The sequence below is a fragment of the Chryseobacterium aquifrigidense genome (assembly GCF_006716485.1).
In the GTDB taxonomy this organism is placed as follows: Bacteria; Bacteroidota; Bacteroidia; order Flavobacteriales; family Weeksellaceae; genus Chryseobacterium; species Chryseobacterium vietnamense.
In genome coordinates this window covers 2,425,638-2,441,907 of record NZ_VFPD01000001.1, presented here as the reverse complement: position 1 = coordinate 2,441,907, position 16,270 = coordinate 2,425,638, and the positions used below count along the sequence as shown (strand labels likewise).

General features: G+C 37.6%; 24 protein-coding genes. 8 read left to right on the top strand and 16 right to left on the bottom strand.

Annotated elements, in window-relative coordinates; translation table 11 throughout:
- Positions 1-54 precede the first annotated feature (54 nt).
- Both FB551_RS10865 and FB551_RS10860 read right to left on the bottom strand, forming a co-directional pair.
- Entirely contained in the window at positions 55-918 is an 864-nt protein-coding gene (locus FB551_RS10865; RefSeq protein ID WP_142017425.1) for a helix-turn-helix domain-containing protein, read from the bottom strand.
- Between the two features lie 176 nt (positions 919-1,094).
- Positions 1,095-1,730, bottom strand: a complete 636-nt coding sequence (locus FB551_RS10860; protein ID WP_142017423.1) for a LysE family translocator — start codon at positions 1,728-1,730, stop codon at positions 1,095-1,097.
- A gap of 204 nt (positions 1,731-1,934) precedes the next feature.
- On the opposite strand from FB551_RS10860, the gene FB551_RS10855 reads away from it, so the two are divergent.
- The 4 genes from FB551_RS10855 to FB551_RS10840 are packed head-to-tail and all read left to right on the top strand — an operon-like array spanning position 1,935 to position 4,687.
- Positions 1,935-2,648, top strand: a complete 714-nt coding sequence (locus FB551_RS10855) for a hypothetical protein (protein WP_142017421.1) — start codon at positions 1,935-1,937, stop codon at positions 2,646-2,648.
- 52 nt (positions 2,649-2,700) lie between these two features.
- On the top strand, positions 2,701-3,279 hold the full coding sequence (locus FB551_RS10850) for a hypothetical protein (RefSeq protein ID WP_142017418.1): 579 nt from the start codon (positions 2,701-2,703) through the stop codon (positions 3,277-3,279).
- Positions 3,249-3,998 carry a sensor histidine kinase gene (locus FB551_RS10845; RefSeq protein WP_142017415.1) on the top strand — a complete coding sequence of 250 codons (750 nt, stop codon included), beginning with the start codon at positions 3,249-3,251 and terminating at the stop codon, positions 3,996-3,998. The genes FB551_RS10850 and FB551_RS10845 overlap by 31 nt, the downstream gene beginning before the upstream one ends.
- 8 nt (positions 3,999-4,006) lie before the next feature.
- Positions 4,007-4,687 carry a response regulator transcription factor gene (locus tag FB551_RS10840; protein ID WP_142017413.1) on the top strand — a complete coding sequence of 227 codons (681 nt, stop codon included), beginning with the start codon at positions 4,007-4,009 and terminating at the stop codon, positions 4,685-4,687.
- Positions 4,688-4,753: 66 nt separating this feature from the next.
- Here FB551_RS10840 and FB551_RS10835 read toward each other — a convergent pair whose 3' ends face one another.
- The 11 genes from FB551_RS10835 to FB551_RS10785 all read right to left on the bottom strand — a co-directional run bounded on the left by FB551_RS10835 (position 4,754) and on the right by FB551_RS10785 (position 9,300).
- Entirely contained in the window at positions 4,754-5,017 is a 264-nt protein-coding gene (locus FB551_RS10835; RefSeq protein WP_047433900.1) for a RebB family R body protein, read from the bottom strand.
- Positions 5,018-5,101: 84 nt separating this feature from the next.
- On the bottom strand, positions 5,102-5,359 hold the full coding sequence (locus FB551_RS10830) for a RebB family R body protein (protein ID WP_047433898.1): 258 nt from the start codon (positions 5,357-5,359) through the stop codon (positions 5,102-5,104).
- Positions 5,360-5,445: 86 nt separating this feature from the next.
- A complete protein-coding gene (locus FB551_RS10825) occupies positions 5,446-5,703 on the bottom strand; it encodes a RebB family R body protein (RefSeq protein WP_034697225.1) in 258 nt (85 codons plus the stop codon).
- 77 nt (positions 5,704-5,780) lie between these two features.
- Entirely contained in the window at positions 5,781-6,038 is a 258-nt protein-coding gene (locus FB551_RS10820) for a RebB family R body protein (RefSeq protein WP_034697223.1), read from the bottom strand.
- A gap of 77 nt (positions 6,039-6,115) precedes the next feature.
- Complete coding sequence (locus tag FB551_RS10815) at positions 6,116-6,373, bottom strand: RebB family R body protein (protein WP_034697220.1); 258 nt, start codon at positions 6,371-6,373, stop codon at positions 6,116-6,118.
- A gap of 463 nt (positions 6,374-6,836) precedes the next feature.
- The gene (locus FB551_RS10810) at positions 6,837-7,064 is read right to left on the bottom strand and encodes a hypothetical protein (protein WP_047433895.1); all 228 of its coding nucleotides are present in this window, start codon (positions 7,062-7,064) and stop codon (positions 6,837-6,839) included.
- Between the two features lie 20 nt (positions 7,065-7,084).
- On the bottom strand, positions 7,085-7,468 hold the full coding sequence (locus FB551_RS10805; RefSeq protein WP_142017411.1) for a hypothetical protein: 384 nt from the start codon (positions 7,466-7,468) through the stop codon (positions 7,085-7,087).
- A gap of 33 nt (positions 7,469-7,501) precedes the next feature.
- Positions 7,502-8,329: a hypothetical protein gene (locus FB551_RS10800; RefSeq protein ID WP_142017409.1), complete on the bottom strand. Its 828-nt coding sequence runs from the start codon at positions 8,327-8,329 to the stop codon at positions 7,502-7,504.
- On the bottom strand, positions 8,326-8,514 hold the full coding sequence (locus tag FB551_RS10795) for a hypothetical protein (RefSeq protein ID WP_047433889.1): 189 nt from the start codon (positions 8,512-8,514) through the stop codon (positions 8,326-8,328). Before FB551_RS10795 ends, FB551_RS10800 begins: the two co-directional genes overlap by 4 nt.
- Entirely contained in the window at positions 8,489-9,067 is a 579-nt protein-coding gene (locus FB551_RS10790; protein ID WP_142017407.1) for a hypothetical protein, read from the bottom strand. The genes FB551_RS10795 and FB551_RS10790 overlap by 26 nt, the downstream gene beginning before the upstream one ends.
- Before the next feature lie 17 nt (positions 9,068-9,084).
- Entirely contained in the window at positions 9,085-9,300 is a 216-nt protein-coding gene (locus FB551_RS10785) for a RebB family R body protein (protein WP_142017405.1), read from the bottom strand.
- Positions 9,301-9,741: 441 nt separating this feature from the next.
- On the opposite strand from FB551_RS10785, the gene FB551_RS10780 reads away from it, so the two are divergent.
- Complete coding sequence (locus tag FB551_RS10780; RefSeq protein WP_142017403.1) at positions 9,742-10,821, top strand: hypothetical protein; 1,080 nt, start codon at positions 9,742-9,744, stop codon at positions 10,819-10,821.
- Between the two features lie 70 nt (positions 10,822-10,891).
- On the opposite strand, the gene FB551_RS10775 is transcribed toward FB551_RS10780, so the two are convergent.
- Entirely contained in the window at positions 10,892-11,773 is an 882-nt protein-coding gene (locus FB551_RS10775; RefSeq protein WP_142017401.1) for a CPBP family intramembrane glutamic endopeptidase, read from the bottom strand.
- Between the two features lie 172 nt (positions 11,774-11,945).
- Here FB551_RS10775 and FB551_RS10770 point away from each other — a divergent pair, with 172 nt between their 5' ends.
- From FB551_RS10770 to FB551_RS10760, 3 genes are all read left to right on the top strand, one after another.
- Positions 11,946-12,518 (top strand): helix-turn-helix domain-containing protein, encoded by a 573-nt coding sequence (locus FB551_RS10770; RefSeq protein ID WP_142017399.1) that lies wholly within the window; start codon positions 11,946-11,948, stop codon positions 12,516-12,518.
- Positions 12,519-12,605: 87 nt separating this feature from the next.
- The gene (locus FB551_RS10765; RefSeq protein ID WP_142017397.1) at positions 12,606-14,093 is read left to right on the top strand and encodes a serine hydrolase; all 1,488 of its coding nucleotides are present in this window, start codon (positions 12,606-12,608) and stop codon (positions 14,091-14,093) included.
- Between the two features lie 110 nt (positions 14,094-14,203).
- Positions 14,204-14,632 carry a DUF3592 domain-containing protein gene (locus tag FB551_RS10760; RefSeq protein ID WP_142017395.1) on the top strand — a complete coding sequence of 143 codons (429 nt, stop codon included), beginning with the start codon at positions 14,204-14,206 and terminating at the stop codon, positions 14,630-14,632.
- 42 nt (positions 14,633-14,674) lie between these two features.
- Here FB551_RS10760 and FB551_RS10755 read toward each other — a convergent pair whose 3' ends face one another.
- Together FB551_RS10755 and FB551_RS10750 are read right to left on the bottom strand one after the other, a co-directional pair.
- Positions 14,675-15,571 carry a cyclase family protein gene (locus tag FB551_RS10755; protein WP_142017394.1) on the bottom strand — a complete coding sequence of 299 codons (897 nt, stop codon included), beginning with the start codon at positions 15,569-15,571 and terminating at the stop codon, positions 14,675-14,677.
- Between the two features lie 31 nt (positions 15,572-15,602).
- Positions 15,603-16,211, bottom strand: a complete 609-nt coding sequence (locus tag FB551_RS10750) for a Crp/Fnr family transcriptional regulator (protein WP_142017392.1) — start codon at positions 16,209-16,211, stop codon at positions 15,603-15,605.
- Positions 16,212-16,270: the final 59 nt, after the last annotated feature.

Here is a 16,270-nt window from a genome sequence, read left to right as displayed (position 1 = left end):
GGAAAATACCGATAGCAGTTTCGGGGAATTAATTGGACTATTCGTGGTTGTGAACTATTGATGTTGATTCCGGAATTGTGATGGAGATTGATCTTCCAGTTTGGAAAATAGACGACTGAAATAGGTGTGATCACTATATCCCAGTTCATAAGCCACTTCTTTTACACTCAGATTGGTAAAAACCAGTAATCTTTTGGCTTCAATCAAAATTTCCTGATGAATCCAGTGTTGTGCGGGCTTTCCTGTCACTTCGCGAACCGTTTCAGTCAGGTATCCTCTTGTAATATTTAAAACTTCTGCATATTCAGATGGACTTTTCATGGTTTTAAAATCTTTTCGAACCAAAATTCTGAATGCTCTGCACAGTTGTAAAGCACGGTTTTCACCTGAAGCAGGAGAAATATTTTTCTGAGAATACATTAAAGCAAACATTCCAAGGAATGCGTTAAGCAACGACTGTACAACCAGAAATCCTTCTTTGGAAGAAAGCATTTCGTTCGTATAAGATGCATGAAGCATGCTGGCTGTGGTATTGATTTTTTTGATGAGGCTTTTATCCATCGGCAGTGGCTGTATTTCGCCCAGGGATTCATCAAAAAAAGAACGTACGGTATCGGGAACAAGTTCCGCTTTTACAGCAACAAACCATCCGCAGACCTCTTCCATGAGAAGTCCCTGATGTACCTGACCCGGCAATACGCAGAAAATAGTGGATTCTTTGGCTTCAATGGTTTTAAAATCGACCATCATTCTCACGTGACCGCTTTCCATACAGGTAAAAATATAATGGCTGTCGCGATGTATGCCTTTATCCAAAAGAATATCTCCCGCATTCTGAGTACGTTTATCCATCCTTTTGATATGGAACTGATGATGGGTAATACCGTTTAAGTCGTAAGTAGGAATGATCTGTTTCATCTTTTAAACCTGTTGTGATGAGGATAATACGCAAGGGTAAAATTACGTATTTTCACGGTTTTACATTCCGGATTTTAATCTCAAATTCGCGGTGCATAACATGGTGCTTTTCTTCAAGTCAGATTTTATATGAATATACACCGGAATTCGGAACAGAAAGAAACCTGTTCCGGATTTTATTTTGCTTTTGAAAATGCCATTTTTATAGCTAAATAGGTTAAGACACTGGCCATAAACCATTTCTGTACTTTTATCCAGACCGGATTTTGGGAAAAGAATAAAGCTACTCTTGCAGCTGTTAAAACAATGATAAAGTTGATGCTGAAGCTGATCAGGACCTGAATGACCCCAAGTTCAAGGCTTTGGGTAAATATCGAACCATACGCTGGCTTGATGAACTGAGGAAAGAAAGACAGGTAAAACACAGCTACTTTAGGATTCAAAACATTCGTTAAAAAACCAATGGTGAAAAGCTTTTTTGGACTATCATGGGCAACATTTCTGTCAACATCAAAAATGTTTTTGCTTTTCGGTTTTATAGCCTGATAAGCAAGATATAAAAGATAGACAGTTCCCAGTGTTTTAAGAATGGTATACGCAAGCGGAACAGCCAGTAAAACAGCGGTGAGACCAAAAGATACCATGATGATATGGAACAAAAATCCGCATACAACTCCGGCTAAGGAGATAAACCCGGACTTTTTTCCCTGGGTAATGGATTTTGAAATCAGATAAATCATATTAGGACCAGGACTGATCACCAAAATGAGTGCAGCCAGAATAAAAAATATAAGCTCGTGAAATGGAATCATGGGAGTTCTTATTTAAATGAGAAGGTTTCCGGTGCAAAGATAAGAGGTGTTCCTGATTAAATTTTATTAGAAACAGAAGAAAAATTCATTTTCATTCAATTAAATTTTATTTTCCACCTGAATGTGATTTAAAAAAAATATCAGTCTGTTTTTTTTGTAAATTTCAACTCATAAAATAATTATCATTCACAAATAAATATTATCATGACTACTGAAAACATCTTTGAAGCTATCAGAAAATGGAAAAATCTTATCGATTCTTATAAAAACGGAATTGATAGAAATGGAGCAGAAATTTTGAATTATTTGAATCAGGGAACTCACTTCAGTGTTTCAGGTGAAGACATTGAACAGTGGAAAAGAAACCTTGGAACTATGGAGCTCCCAATGATCCATGCTTACGTGGGAATTCATGAAGGTAAGCTGAAATTTTTTCTCATTGATTCTAAAAGTGATAAAGATGCTGATTTCAATACCATTCTTATAAAAGACTTTTTAGTAGAATTCAGTGAATCAAAAATAGAAAGCAGCAATGATATGGTGATAGATGTTCCTCCTATTACTGCAGAATCAGCCATCAACCGTAGTTTCAGATGGAATATGTTTGGGAATTCGTGGCTGCAGGCTCAGAAAACAGAAGATATTTTTCAACTGATTTCCATACCGTTCTCAGATTATAAAAATATAGGAATTACAGCAGGGCAGACGTGTACCAGCTTCTTTGGGCTTACAGATGATCTGGAAAAAAAAGATCCTGGATTCCCTTATCATATTGAAATTATTACTGTGAAAAGTCTCGCTATTAATCATATGAGTGAAACTGCTGAAAATTATTCTACACCAAGACCTCCTTTTACGATTATTGATACTCTTAATGATTATCAACTTCTGAAGCAAAGTACCCGTGTTTTCGTATAACAGTTTATCCCTTTATTTACAAATTATAATTAATCTCGTCTTATGCACCGGATTGGTTGTACTGATAAAAGAAGGGATCAAAACAAAACTTCCTGTGATTGTACTGCTCTCAGGAGAATTGATGCTGGAACTCACGGATTTAACCGACCGGCTGATGAAATTAAATACCCTCAATACTTACAATTATATATTGAGCCAGTTTTTTGGTTTGATGATCCTTACGGTGATCTATAACAATTATTATATACAGCTTTCCCGCAGATTAAGAGGATTGGTCTATTGTTATGCTGTCCTGGTTTTGATTATTAATGGGGTATTTGTGCAAAATGATATGCAGGTTACTTTTTATTCCAATATTATCACCAGTATGATCATCTGTAGCTATGCTGCTGCTTATTTTATGAAAGTCATCAGGGAAGGTAGGGCAGATAGGGATATGTTTATTGTGAACATTATCGTTTTTCTGTTTTTTTCTATAGAATGTATCATATCCACTACCTTTAATTTTTTAATCAGCAACCATCTGAACTGGGTAGCTCCTATCTGGCTTTTTAGAGGCATTTTGCTATTGTCTTTTTATCTTGCTTTTATTAATCTGGGATGGGGCGTTGGGAAAATCAGGATCAGATAATTGTATGGATATGGATCGGTATTGGATTGTTTTCTTTAACAACATTATTTGTTACTTTATTGGTTATTAGTTATTTAAAAAGCATAAGGAAAAACAAAAAGAAAGTTTCCCGTCTGGTCCGTAATTCAAAAAATGAACATTGGGAGAATATGCTTCTTTTACAGGAACAGGACAGGGAACGGTTGGCAGAAGAACTTCATGATAATATTATTTCACAGTTAAATCTTATCCGTTTGAATCTTAATGATAAAATGCCGGAAGAACTTAATCGTGATTTAAAAAAGTCTATGCAGCTGATAAGGGAATTATCCCATAATCTTACGCCGCCTGACCTCGATGAGGTGGAACTGGTAGATTTGATTGCAGACTATCTTGAGCAGGTTAATAAAAATATAGAGGTTATTTTCAATCATATGACGATCAGAATACCGATCAGTAATCCTGTAAAACTTAATCTTTTCAGAATTGTTCAGGAACTGATCACCAATATTTTAAAACATGCGGAAGCCACCAGAGTAGATGTCTCCTTAAGAATCTCTCTGAATTATTTAATATTAACCATAGAGGATAACGGCCGCGGATTCATCATTGAAAACCAGTCTGGAGGTATTGGGCTGAGGAATATTAAAACAAGAACACAAAAAATTAAAGCCATCTATAAACTTAAAACCCAGCCTGAAAAAGGTACAAAATTTATAACCTGTATGGCAATACAATAAAAATAAACATGGAACACTCAAAAATTAAAATCGGAATTGTAGATGATGATCTGCTGTTTGTACAGCTTTTAAAAAATTATATGGAAAACAATGGAGACTATCAGGTGATGCTTACCTCTACAGGCGGGTATCAGTTTCTTAAAGAACAGGATTCAGCTTCTTTAGATATCCTGATTCTGGATCTGAGAATGGCCAATGGGGACGGTCTTGAAGTGATGACCGAACTGGCCCGCAAAGAAACCGAAACAAAAATCATTGTTCTCTCCAGCTTCTACCGTCGTTCATTCATGGGACAGATGCTGAAAATGGGAGCTCATGCTTTTTTACCAAAAGAAATTGAACTGGAAGAATTGTTATCTGTGATGAAGACTGTTCATCATACCGGACATTATTTTTCCAATGATCAGATGGATGTCATGAGAACCCAGCTTTCCAACAAGCTTCCGGAATTTCATGCGTTCTCCAAAGATGAACTGACAGACAGGGAAATTGATGTTTTACGATTAGTTTGTCAGCAGCTGAGCACCAAAGAAATTGCAGACTCTCTGTTTATTTCACCCAAAACGGTAGAAACCCATAAGACCAATCTGATGATCAAGACCGGAGTGAAAAATATGGCGGGACTTGTTATTTATGCTGTACAGAATAAAGTCATAGACCCTGAAGAAATTGTATTGTTTGATAAATAGCTTTATTCAAAAAAGAATCAGGGAGCACGTGAATGTACTCCTTGATCACAAGAAATCTAAAAAACACTATAATTTAGGATGTAATATTTTAGCAATAGAAACGGCATCTGCTACCGTATCCATGCTGTAGATCTGGATGACACCTTGTGTAGTAGCAGCCTGACCTAAGATATTTTGTTGGTTTTGAGCATTCACTGCATTTTCAAACATAATTCCTGTAGAGTGTGCAGCGGATTGATATACGTTACTTAAAGCCATAGCAGGAGATTCTCCAACTACTTTTACGTTGGATTGCGTTACTGCGTCTGTGATTTGTTCGTTTACTGGCATAATGATTATTGTTTATTTGGGTTAAAAACAACCGGAATTTCCGGTTGTTCGGATAATGGTATTTAAGCGATTCGCAACAACGAATTAGGGATTAAGGATTTTGGCAATTGAAACTGCATCTGCAACTGTATCCAGGCTATAGATCTGTGCAATACCTTGTGTAGTGGCAGCCTGAGTAACAATATTTTGCTGGTTTTGTGTATTCACTGCATTTTCAAACAGGATTCCTGTAGAATGGGCTGCAGATTGATAGACGTTGGCCAGAGCCATTGCAGGAGATTCTGCTACTACTTTTACGTTGGATTGCGTTACCGCGTCTGTGATTTGTTCGTTTACTGGCATAATGATTATTGTTTATTTAGGTTTTAAAAACAACCGGAGTTTCCGGTTGTTCGGATAGTAATATGTAAGCTATTCGTAAAAAGTGATTACGGAGTAAGGATTTTAGCAATAGAAACCGCATCGGCTATCGTATCCAGACTGTAGATTTGAGTAACCCCTTGTGTAGTGGCAGCCTGAGTAACAATATTTTGCTGATTTTGAGTATTAATAGCATTTTCAAACATAATTCCTGTAGAATGTGCTGCTGATTGATACACGTTACTTAGAGCCATTGCAGGAGATTCTGCTACTACTTTTACGTTGGATTGAGTGACTGCGTCTGTGATTTTTTCGTTTACTGGCATAATGATTATTGTTTATTTTGGTTAAAATCACCGGGTTTTCCGGCGGGTTGATTGATTCTGCGCTCTGCAGAATGTGTTTAAGGTTTAAGAATTTTAGCAATAGATAGAGCATCAGCGATGGTATCTTTGCTGTAGATTTGAGTAACCCCTTGTGTAGTGGCTGCCTGGGTAACAATATTATGTTGGTTTTGAGCGTTGGTTGCGTTTTCAAACATAATTCCTGTAGAATGTGCAGCAGATTGATACACATTACTTAACGCCATAGCAGGAGACTCTGCAACTACTTTTACATTAGACTGCGTTACCGCGTCTGTGATTTGTTCATTAACTGGCATAATGATTAAGGTTTATTGGGTTAAAAACAACCGGACTTTCCGATTGAGGTCATTACTTTGATCAAACCGCTTAAAAATTAAGGCTTAAGGATCTTCGCAATAGAAACCGCGTCTGCTACAGTATCCAGGCTATAGATTTGCAGAATACCCTGAGTGGTTGCTGCCTGGCCTAAAATGTTCTGTTGGTTTTGCGTATTGACCGCATTTTCAAACATGATTCCCGTAGAATGTGCAGCAGATTGGTATACGTTGGCCAGAGCCATTGCAGGAGATTCTCCTACTACTTTTACGTTCGACTGTGTTACTGCGTCTGTGATTTGTTCATTAACTGGCATAATTGTAATTGTTTTTTTGAGATCTGATCTCGGTTAATAAATTATTGAGGTAAACTAGTTTTATGTTTGAGTTTTAAACTCACCACAGATCCTGCAGATGAATGCGTTTCAAAAGCATTGGTATAAACAGGTTATGGATAAATTGGCTCTGAAGGGTGGCTCTGAATACAATGGCTGAAACCCTATCTGTAAAATCTGCGCGAGTTTAAAGCATATTTTTTTAAAAAAGGATGCGGTCTTTATTTTTAATATCTGTCTCAAAAATAAATTCCTGCTGCAGGTATGCTGGCAATACCGGATTCCTTTGGGCTAAAGATGGATTCTGAATAATTGCTCTTGTGCATTGACAGCATCTGAAAGGCGGTGCGAAAATAAATGTTGACCTGATTGTATATATGCTGAGGGCACCGGATTTCATCTTTGCATGGAAATAAACCGCATCCGTAGTTTTGATAGACCTGGATTAAAAACGCCCTTTTTTAATGGCTTCCAATTGCCTGAGCTTTATATTTTTAGGACTCATTTTTTTTAATCCCATTACATAATGGCCGATCCCGGTTATTGCTGTCCGCTGTTGGTTTAACGCAGAATTAATCTGCATCTGTCCGGTGGAATGGGCACTTACCTGCGCGGAAATAGCCTGAGGTACTGCCGTAGACATTCCCGTAATGATGGCATCAATTTCGTTCATATTCATTGGTTTTGGTGGTGCTAAGTTTGGATATTACCCAATCTTGAATTCAGTTTATTCATTCGCTCCATTATTTTAAGTTCTTTCTCCTTTACCTTTGCTGTGGAAGCTTCCTGCAGTTTTTTCAGCTGTTCTTCATAATTCATTACAGGAGTCTCGGGTGGTGGTGGAGTGGCAACGGGAGCAGGAGCAGCGTCATGCTGTTTTACGGCTTCTTCCAGTTTTTCCAGAAGCGGTGCAAGTGACTTCATCGTCTCTTTGATAGCTTTATCTTTAATATAACTGATAATCTCATCTTCATGTCTTAAAACAAAAGGCATGATTTCTTTTTCTACCATTTCAGGTTCTGTCACAGGCACCGGAGGTTTTGGAGCGGGAGCTTTCTTACGGATTCTTCTTCGCATATGTTTTATTTTATGGGTAAGAACAGAGATTCTTTACAGCAGATAATTAATAAATGCAGACGCAGATTTCCAATCCCGGTTGAGGTCTTTAACAACGTTGTAACCTGTAATCTCTAAAGCAATACATGCAGAAATAGCGCTGGCAGTAAGCATTTCTTTTAACTGATGCGGAGGAAGGGTCAGGATATAATCATCCGGAATCATCAGCTGTTTATTACCAGATGGGACTTCATTGACGATGATACTCAGGATCTCCTGAATATAATGCGCAATCAGTTTGGAGGCCTGAAATTCCAGCTCTCTTTTTAAGCCTATCATTTCATCCTGGGTAACCAGTTCGGAAATGGGACTTACATCCACATCATGTACAGAATATTGTGCTTCACCCGTATTAGATGGAGTGATCGTAATATCTGCTTTCAGTACACATTTTGATCTTTCAAGATTGATCGTAAGAAGTTTTGAATCATAATCAGGAACAGCAATTTCGTTCAGGGTGGTAAGAGGCATAATTCTGACATTACAGTAAAATACCTTTGGATCATCCAGCTTGACCATGATTACGGCAATTCCGGTGGAATTATCTTTAGGTTCCACTACAAAAGACTGAAAGTGAGTGTATCTTTTACCTCCTCTGCCGATGCAGTTGACCAGTCTTAAAGATGGCTGAATATTAATATCAGATGTCTGAAGATTAAATACAAATCGCTCCGAATTGTGTTCCGTTTTTTTAGGCTCTGTACTTTTGGTATCCAGATAACTGATTTCATTGTTTTTAAACAGGTAAAGTCGTTCATTTAAATCATCTAAACTTTCCAGATTTAAAATTTTGGCGGGTTTGGTTACTGAGGAATAATTCATCTTTTATTTATTTTAATTTTTTCAATGAGTTGGGCTATGATTGTTTTTTTCTTCGGATTAATTTCCGTTTCTACAGAAGGAATTACCGCTTCTTTAATCTCAGGTTTTACGAGTGGCTGTGTCAGTTTGACTGACTTTAATACTAATTTTCCCCCCTGATCAGCCGCCATAAAGCTTTTTCTCATACTTTCTTTTTCTGAGGAGGTCTTTTCCAGAACCGGATCTACCCGTTTTTTTTTCAGGATCTTCAGCCTCAGAGGAAACTTCCGTATAAGATGGGGGAGAAGGAAGAGCTTCTGAGACGGGTAACGTGTTGACATTATAGATAGTATTGGAAATTTTAGCCTTTACTTCAGCATAATCACTTACCATTTTGAATAAGTCTTTCATCATTTCATTGCCTTTTCCTGCATCCTGACCCTGACTATTTTCAGCCATCTGAACAGAGGTTTCTTTACTTCCCGGAGCCGGCCCGAATGTGGTGCCATAAGTCAGTAGATTATTAGCCAATCTGCTTAATGCAATAAGACCTACCTGCTCGAATCCTTTTAAAAAAGACTGTAAATCCTGAACCATCATTCCTGTTGACTGTTCTATCATTACTTTCGTTACTCCGGTCATTGGAGAAGCCTTTGGGGGAGCCAGTACCTCACTGTTCACAAATACTACAGCTTTCTCCGCCGGAGTGGTAGCATTGGCTGCCTGGGATTGTTGGGTTTCACTGTTGTTTTCACTCATGATGGTAAGGTTTTAGATTATCCTTTTAAAATTTTAATGGCATCTGCAACAATCGCAGGGTTGAGTTGGTTCAGGTTCTGCTGGTTTGTCACAGAATTCTGAATAGAAATTCCACTGGCATGGGTAGCCATCTGGTAAAGCATACTCATAGCCTGTGCGGGAGACTTACCAAGTACGGTAACGTTAGTCTGCGTTACTGCGTCTGTAGTCTGGGTGTTTACTGTATCTGCCATATTCTGGTTTTAATGGGTTACTGTTGTTTTATTTTCTAGCATCTTTTTTCAAAGACTTTTCTTTCCACTCAATCTTTATATTATTTTTTGATTAAGTCTTCAATGCGAGATTGTTGATCTCTTTTGTCTGATACAAATTTCATCAATCAGAATAAATCTTCATTAAGGGAAAAAACTGAATTTTAAAAAATAAGGGAATTCTCTTATGGGTGAAATTTTAATCATAATTCTTTATGATATCTGAGAACTTAATGAATGAAATAAACAAATACATTACCTGTAAATAAGGGTAAACTCTTAGTTTCTGAAAATGGGGTTTTCCCCTTTAGTGAGTCAGAATGTTTCCGCGGAAATTTGTGTTATTAATATGGATTAAAACTCTGGAAGTCAGAATAGAGAAAAATTTCAGAAATCAAATGAATAACCTTAAATAAAACAATTATGAGCATTATAGGAAAATACAACAATTTGTTTTTCAGTGCAAAAGGAACAAATGACAAAGCTAAGATAGGAATCAGGCTGAAAAACGGAAAGATAAAAGCAATGACTGTGAAGGAGGTCTTCAATACCTACTTTATAAACAGCAGGGAAAATGAAAGAAAGATGCTGGAAACCTTGGAGCTGATGGGAGGAGATATAAAAGATATTATTCAGGTACTTGATATTTATAATGCAGATTATTTGTCTGAAGGAGACTATAAATTCAACCATGATCAGTGGGAAACTGACAAGTATGAAAATGAAAGAAAAGGAAAGTATGGGGATGTCAGCGAAAAGGAAAGGTATGAAGTTAATATCATTATGAATACCCAGGTTGTTACATCTTCTGTATATCGGGATCTGCAGCAATTGTTTTTTATCAAAAAATTTCATGAAAGAAGATGGGATAGCGGAAGTAAAAGTAAAGAATTTATGAGCCAAAGACTTGGTTTATTGAGAAATGGAACAGAAGGTAGTCCTGATCTCCATACGATGACATTCTACAGAACAATGGGAGAAACAGAGTTTAAAGGAATAAGTGAATGGGCAGAAAAATATAGGGCAGAGGGCGGAAATATAAAAACTGATCTTACTTTCCATCATGAAATAATGAATACAAAGGTATTTGCCAACAATAATATCCCGAATGAGATACCCGTTCGTCATCATTTGGGCGGATACAGCCAGGCCAGATGGTATGCGAGACCAGACAGGCATCAGTTTAAATTTCTCGTGCAGTTTGTATTGAATAAGAATGCTAAAGGATTCTTTGGAAAGCCGGACCAGTTAGTTTTACAAAGAACATCAAAGAATAGTAATTCTGCGGTAGCAAAAATTAAATCATGGTTTGAAGATAACGAAATACCGTTTGAAGAAATAAGTAACAGTGAAGGCCAAAAAGCAGGTAGAATAGGCCTTAAAAATGAAGATAAGGAAGGAGAGGGATTAAGTATTTCGTTAGGTGAGAGCAGAGATACTCAGGAAAAATTTCAAGATCTGCTCAGCAGAATACAGCTTATTGAAGTAATTGCTCCGGAATAGATTTTTCAAAATTAATAATATATCAAAAAGACAGCCTTTTATTGAAAGGGCTGTCTTTTTAATCAGGAGGTTATGCTGAAAGTGGATGATCCTGCTCCAGTTCTTTTCTCTTCCTCCAAAAGAAATAAGCAACCAGAGCAGTTGCAATAGGCAGTGCAATGCCAAATTCATCAATATAATAATTGGTATTTCCCGTATCTATAGTAAGGGGTGTAAAAATAGACTGTATAAAAAGGTTATGACTGGCATGTAAAATAACCCCTGTCCATAAACTCCCGGATTTTAGCCTCAGCCATGTAAAGATGAAACAGGCTGCAAATATCATAATGGTAAAACATAGAAGAGCCAGCCATTTTGGCCCTCCTGTATTATAATTGGAAAAAAGAAGGAGAGGATAATGATAAATGGACCATATCACCCCCATCCAGAGAGAAGTAGCGGTATAAGAATTCATTTTAGCCAGTTGAGGAGTCAGAAGGCCACGCCAGCCTATTTCTTCCCCTAATGCAGATCCTACGGAACGTACCATACCAAAACTGCTCATCAGAATAATATACAGGATGATGGTAAGTCCATCAGAAAGATTCCAGCCCATTCCTTTGCCAATTTCTGCGACAAATTCATGATTATAAAAACCGCCAGCTCCACTGATCCAGATGATGAGGTATGGAACTAAACTGTAAAGAACAGGAATGCAATACGCCATGATCTGGTACTTTGTCAGTCCCCATTTCCATCCCAGAGAAGAAATGGGAATGTTCCGGATACGACAGGTAAGAAATGCAGCAATAGCGGGACACCACATGACAATTGTTGCATAGGAGACCGCTCCGCCACCAAGTTTTCCTGTGCGGATACACATATAGTAGACAGGAAGACAGAAAAGAAGGGTAAGAATCAGATAAGTAGCAATATTCTTCCTGATTTCGGATCTGGGTAGTGTGTTTTCCATAAACTGATCTGGTGTTAGAGTTTATAAATAACTGAAAAATAGAAAGTTATTTTAGATAAAAATACACTTATTTTTTTATATGAATAATAATTTAAATATCAACGGACACAAGAAAAATTTTTAATCATGAAAATAGTAAATTAGCCAAAATATTTTCCGAATACCCTAAACGATGTCCAAGCTAAAAGCCATAAGAGAACAAAAGAACCTGACTCAGGAAGAACTGTCAGAAAAATCAAAGATTTCTGTGAGAACCATTCAACGCATAGAAGCCGGAACAGTACCCAAAGGACATACGCTTAGAGTACTGGCACAAACTTTAGGAATAGAAGAGATTGAGTTACAGCAGGATCAGCCACAGGTAATTTCAGAAATCAATGAGGCTGAAACAGGAGTACAGGAAGAGGAAGCTCCCATCAACTATTCTTATATTAAAATCATTAATCTTTCCTCATTAATCTTTACCCTTTTACCCCCACTGAATATTTTTGTTCCGCTTATTCTCATGCATAGTATGAAGCAGAGAAACAGCCTGGCAAGACAGATTATTTCAGTTCAGATGATCTGGACAGTAATGGCACCTATTACCTTCATGCTTGGTATCTTTTTAAAGTTCGGAAAACAGTTTACCCTGATCCTGATGATCCTGATTGTGCTTTCCAATATATTTATTATCCTTCGCAATGCAGCCGAAATCGATAAGAATAAAAAACTCTATTTCAGATTGAAATTCAGTATGATATAAATCCTGTCACGGCTTTGTCGGGTTTTTGTCAGGTCCATTTTTACTCAAAAAAGGAAATGAAATTGAATCTTTGTCAAAAAAATAACAATGACAAAGTCTTCACGGTTGACCCTTCTTTTTCTCATTCTGTTCATGAGTATCATAAAGGCACAAACAGAAAAAACAGATCCCCTTTATACAACCATTATGGCTAAAGACAGCCTGTTTTTTTCTGCAGGCTACAATACCTGCAACATCCAGCAGATGGAAAGTCTGTTAAGTGACAAATTTGAATTTTACCACGATAAAGGAGGCTTTGAGGACAGGAAAAATTTTATCATTGATTTTAAAAACGGACTATGCAAATCTCCGGAAACCTATCAGATAAAAAGAGTCCTGGTTGATAAAAGCACAGAGATTTATCCCATGTATAAAAACGGAAAGATCTACGCTGCCATTCAGAATGGAAATCATTTGTTTTATGAGAAAATGGGAAATCATGCTGAAAAATTAGTGGGAGAAGCAAAATTTACCCATTTGTGGATGCTTGAAAATGCTGAATGGAAACTTAGGAATTCATTGAGTTTTAATCACCATCCCAAGCAGACTACCGATAGTGAAACGATGTTTGATAACGACCAGTCGATGCAAAGCTGGCTGAAAGAAAACGATATTCCTGCTCTGGGCCTGGGAATTATCGAAGATGGAAAGCTGAAGCAGGTAAAAGTTTTTGGAGAGATAAAGAAAGGAATTCCGGCACCTCCCAATGCCTTATTCAATGTGGCATCTCTTACGAAACCAGTTACAGCAATGGTAGTCTTACGGTTGGTAAGTTTAGGAAAATGGCAGCTGGATGAACCTCTTGATACTTATTGGATAGACCCTGATATTAGCAACGATCCAAAGCATAAAAAATTAACCACCAGAATTATTCTTACCCATCAGACAGGTTTTCCGAACTGGAGATGGATGAACACCGATAAGAAACTGAACTTTCAGTTTGATCCCGGCACCAGATACCAATACTCGGGAGAAGGTTTTGAATATTTACGGAAAGCAATGGAAAAGAAGTTTGGGAAAACATTGGAGCAGCTGGCACAGGAACTCATCTTTCAGCCTCTCAAAATGAAAGATAGCAGTTATATCTGGGATAAAAGCACTGATGAATCAAGATTTGCCATAGGATATGATAAAGATGGTAAAGCTTATCCGATCGAAAAAAATAAAACGGCCAATGCCGCTGATGATCTTCATACCACGATAACAGATTACGGGAATTTTATGGTAAGTGTCATGAAAGGGCAGAAAATGGAACCAAAGGTCTTTCAGGAAATGATCAGAAAACAGGTAAAAACGAAAGAAAATAAATATTTCGGATTGGGATTCGAAATATATGATCTTGGAAATGGTGACTATGCCTTATCACACAGCGGAGCCGACCGGGGCACTCAATGTATTGCCATTGTATTGCCCGATTCGGGAAAGGGAATTGTAATTTTTACCAATGTTGATGATGGTTATAAAGTGTATGAGAAGCTCGTTCTCCATTATCTGGGTAAGCAAGGAAAGAAAATTGTTGATATAGAAACCAGGTAGCAGATTACTTTTTCAGGTTTTATAAAGGTTGTGATAAATCTTTGTATATTCGGGGTATTAATCTGAAAACAAGAAAGATAATCAAAATATTTGTTTCCGGATGAAATAGTATGAACAGAAAAAAAATGAAAGCTATGTGGCAGTATTATATCATCCTTGCAGCAGGAGTCATTCTGTTTGCTGCAGCATTATTAACATTCAGAAACACTCTTTCATTCTTAAAAAAAGCAGAAAAGGCAACGGCAACCGTTACCTCATTAAGGGAATATGAATCAGAGGGAACTGTATTCAGCCCTGTCTTTACCTTCCGGTCGCAAAATAATATGGAACATACTTTTGAATTGGCGGAAGGAACCAATCCCTCGGCATGGGCCATTGGGGAAACAGAGACTGTTATCTATGATCCTGATGATCCTTCGTCAGTAAGTTTATATACCTATTTCAGAATTTTTGCCTGGCCCTTAATCCTGATTTCAATAGCACTGCCGTTGCTGATGGTGGGAAGCGGGTACTTTATTGCTGAGCAGTTTCTAAAATAAACTTCATCGTCAATTGCTTGGGTTGTTTTTCACAGAAACTCTTTATACGTTTTGCTGTACTGATGCAAAAGCCCTTACCGGAAAAGTTCCGGCTCCTTTGAATTTTGGGGGAGCAGCTGTAAAGGTAAAACCTTCGTCAGGAAGCTGATTCAGATGACACAGATGCTCCACAATTACTATTTCAGCACCCAGAAGAATGGTGTGCACAGGCCGGTTTCTGCCTGTTGTGTTATCAATATTATGAGAGTCAATCCCTACAAGTTTTACCTGGCAGTCTCTGAGATATTCAGCAGCACTTTGCGTAAGATAAGGATGATTTTCATAGTATATTTCAGTGTTCCAGTGGCTGTCCCATCCGGTATGGATAAGTACCGCTTTGTTTCTGATATCCCGGTTTCTGAGATGCAGATGTGTAATCTCCAGTGTTTCTGTATATGGGATCCGGATAACGACTGCCTCTAATTCAGCCAGTTTTTCCAGCTCCATCCCAGCGGTGTCTTTTCCGTTTTCAAACCTATGGAAAGGACAGTCTATATAGGTTCCTGTATTCGTAACCATTTCAATCTTACCAATTTGAAACGTAGTTCCTTCCTCATACATTTTCTGAGATTCCGTTCTGCTGAGATAATCACAGATATAAGGAGGCGGAAGCCCTTTATAAGTAGTAAGTCCCTCTTCAATGGTGTGGCTCAGATCGATCAGTCGTTCAGAAGGAGGCTCTTGTTTTACGGTCTTTCTTTTATGGGGCTCGGTAATGATCTGTTTGTTCAGGATATTGACTTTTCCAGCCATGAGAAGCCTGAGATCATCAACAATATAATCAATCAGTTCCTGGTCTGTAATAGTATCTCCGGTAATGTCAAGTCTGAATTCTTCCCCTTTCAGGTTTCCCCCGTTGGTAAAATACACTTCAAAATCAAATTGTACTCTTTTGTCCATTATTAAAATATTTAGACAAAAGTGAAGAAATTCAGATTCTGTTTACTTGACTTACATCAATTTGCCTGATTTTTTTACTTCGGATCCTGCTTAAGGTTTCAGGACTCATCCCCAGATAAGAAGCAATATGGAAAAGAGGAATTCTGTTTTCCGAATGCGGAAACTGTTCAAGAAAATAAAGATATCGTTCATAAGAATCATGAAGCAGAAAAGAGCTTTCGCGGCGGCATTTTTTAATAAATTCTTTTGTAAGGATTTCGTTAATGAGCTGATGCCATTTGGGATCCGTTAAAAGACGGTCTGTTACTATTTTGGGAAGGACAATAATTTCTGAAGCTTCCAGACATTGAAAATTAAGAGAAGTTTTTTCACCTGTCAGATAGCTTGTCAGTGCTGTAAAGAAATTATGCTCAAAGAAAAATTCAGTATTGATCTCCCGGTGGTCTTTCACGTAAAAGCTTCTGACAACTCCTTTCTGAAGAAAAAGAAGACTGTCAGCCGTTGAGTTTTCCCGTATGATATAACTGTTGCTTTCCAGGTGCTGTATTTTGGCTTCAGCCCGAATCATTTCTTTCTCCTCATCGGTAAGATCAAACAAAGGATATATTGCTGTTTCGAAGAAAGGAGTAAGATCATGCATCGTTTTGAAGTTTTAAACAGTGAACAGAAACTGCAGATATATGACAAAAACAGAGCTGT

What these genes read in the sequence shown, in the direction of transcription:
- FB551_RS10865 (WP_142017425.1), bottom strand. Translation starts at nt 918, where the DNA reads ATGAAACAGATCATTCCTACTTACGACTTAAACGGTATTACCCATCAT.
- FB551_RS10860 (WP_142017423.1), bottom strand. Translation starts at nt 1,730, where the DNA reads ATGATTCCATTTCACGAGCTTATATTTTTTATTCTGGCTGCACTCATT.
- FB551_RS10855 (WP_142017421.1), top strand. Translation starts at nt 1,935, where the DNA reads ATGACTACTGAAAACATCTTTGAAGCTATCAGAAAATGGAAAAATCTT.
- FB551_RS10845 (WP_142017415.1), top strand. Translation starts at nt 3,249, where the DNA reads ATGGGGCGTTGGGAAAATCAGGATCAGATAATTGTATGGATATGGATC.
- FB551_RS10840 (WP_142017413.1), top strand. Translation starts at nt 4,007, where the DNA reads ATGGAACACTCAAAAATTAAAATCGGAATTGTAGATGATGATCTGCTG.
- FB551_RS10835 (WP_047433900.1), bottom strand. Translation starts at nt 5,017, where the DNA reads ATGCCAGTAAACGAACAAATCACAGACGCAGTAACGCAATCCAACGTA.
- FB551_RS10830 (WP_047433898.1), bottom strand. Translation starts at nt 5,359, where the DNA reads ATGCCAGTAAACGAACAAATCACAGACGCGGTAACGCAATCCAACGTA.
- FB551_RS10825 (WP_034697225.1), bottom strand. Translation starts at nt 5,703, where the DNA reads ATGCCAGTAAACGAAAAAATCACAGACGCAGTCACTCAATCCAACGTA.
- FB551_RS10820 (WP_034697223.1), bottom strand. Translation starts at nt 6,038, where the DNA reads ATGCCAGTTAATGAACAAATCACAGACGCGGTAACGCAGTCTAATGTA.
- FB551_RS10815 (WP_034697220.1), bottom strand. Translation starts at nt 6,373, where the DNA reads ATGCCAGTTAATGAACAAATCACAGACGCAGTAACACAGTCGAACGTA.
- FB551_RS10810 (WP_047433895.1), bottom strand. Translation starts at nt 7,064, where the DNA reads ATGAACGAAATTGATGCCATCATTACGGGAATGTCTACGGCAGTACCT.
- FB551_RS10805 (WP_142017411.1), bottom strand. Translation starts at nt 7,468, where the DNA reads ATGCGAAGAAGAATCCGTAAGAAAGCTCCCGCTCCAAAACCTCCGGTG.
- FB551_RS10800 (WP_142017409.1), bottom strand. Translation starts at nt 8,329, where the DNA reads ATGAATTATTCCTCAGTAACCAAACCCGCCAAAATTTTAAATCTGGAA.
- FB551_RS10795 (WP_047433889.1), bottom strand. Translation starts at nt 8,514, where the DNA reads ATGAGAAAAAGCTTTATGGCGGCTGATCAGGGGGGAAAATTAGTATTA.
- FB551_RS10790 (WP_142017407.1), bottom strand. Translation starts at nt 9,067, where the DNA reads ATGAGTGAAAACAACAGTGAAACCCAACAATCCCAGGCAGCCAATGCT.
- FB551_RS10785 (WP_142017405.1), bottom strand. Translation starts at nt 9,300, where the DNA reads ATGGCAGATACAGTAAACACCCAGACTACAGACGCAGTAACGCAGACT.
- FB551_RS10780 (WP_142017403.1), top strand. Translation starts at nt 9,742, where the DNA reads ATGAGCATTATAGGAAAATACAACAATTTGTTTTTCAGTGCAAAAGGA.
- FB551_RS10775 (WP_142017401.1), bottom strand. Translation starts at nt 11,773, where the DNA reads ATGGAAAACACACTACCCAGATCCGAAATCAGGAAGAATATTGCTACT.
- FB551_RS10770 (WP_142017399.1), top strand. Translation starts at nt 11,946, where the DNA reads ATGTCCAAGCTAAAAGCCATAAGAGAACAAAAGAACCTGACTCAGGAA.
- FB551_RS10765 (WP_142017397.1), top strand. Translation starts at nt 12,606, where the DNA reads ATGACAAAGTCTTCACGGTTGACCCTTCTTTTTCTCATTCTGTTCATG.
- FB551_RS10760 (WP_142017395.1), top strand. Translation starts at nt 14,204, where the DNA reads ATGAACAGAAAAAAAATGAAAGCTATGTGGCAGTATTATATCATCCTT.
- FB551_RS10755 (WP_142017394.1), bottom strand. Translation starts at nt 15,571, where the DNA reads ATGGACAAAAGAGTACAATTTGATTTTGAAGTGTATTTTACCAACGGG.
- FB551_RS10750 (WP_142017392.1), bottom strand. Translation starts at nt 16,211, where the DNA reads ATGCATGATCTTACTCCTTTCTTCGAAACAGCAATATATCCTTTGTTT.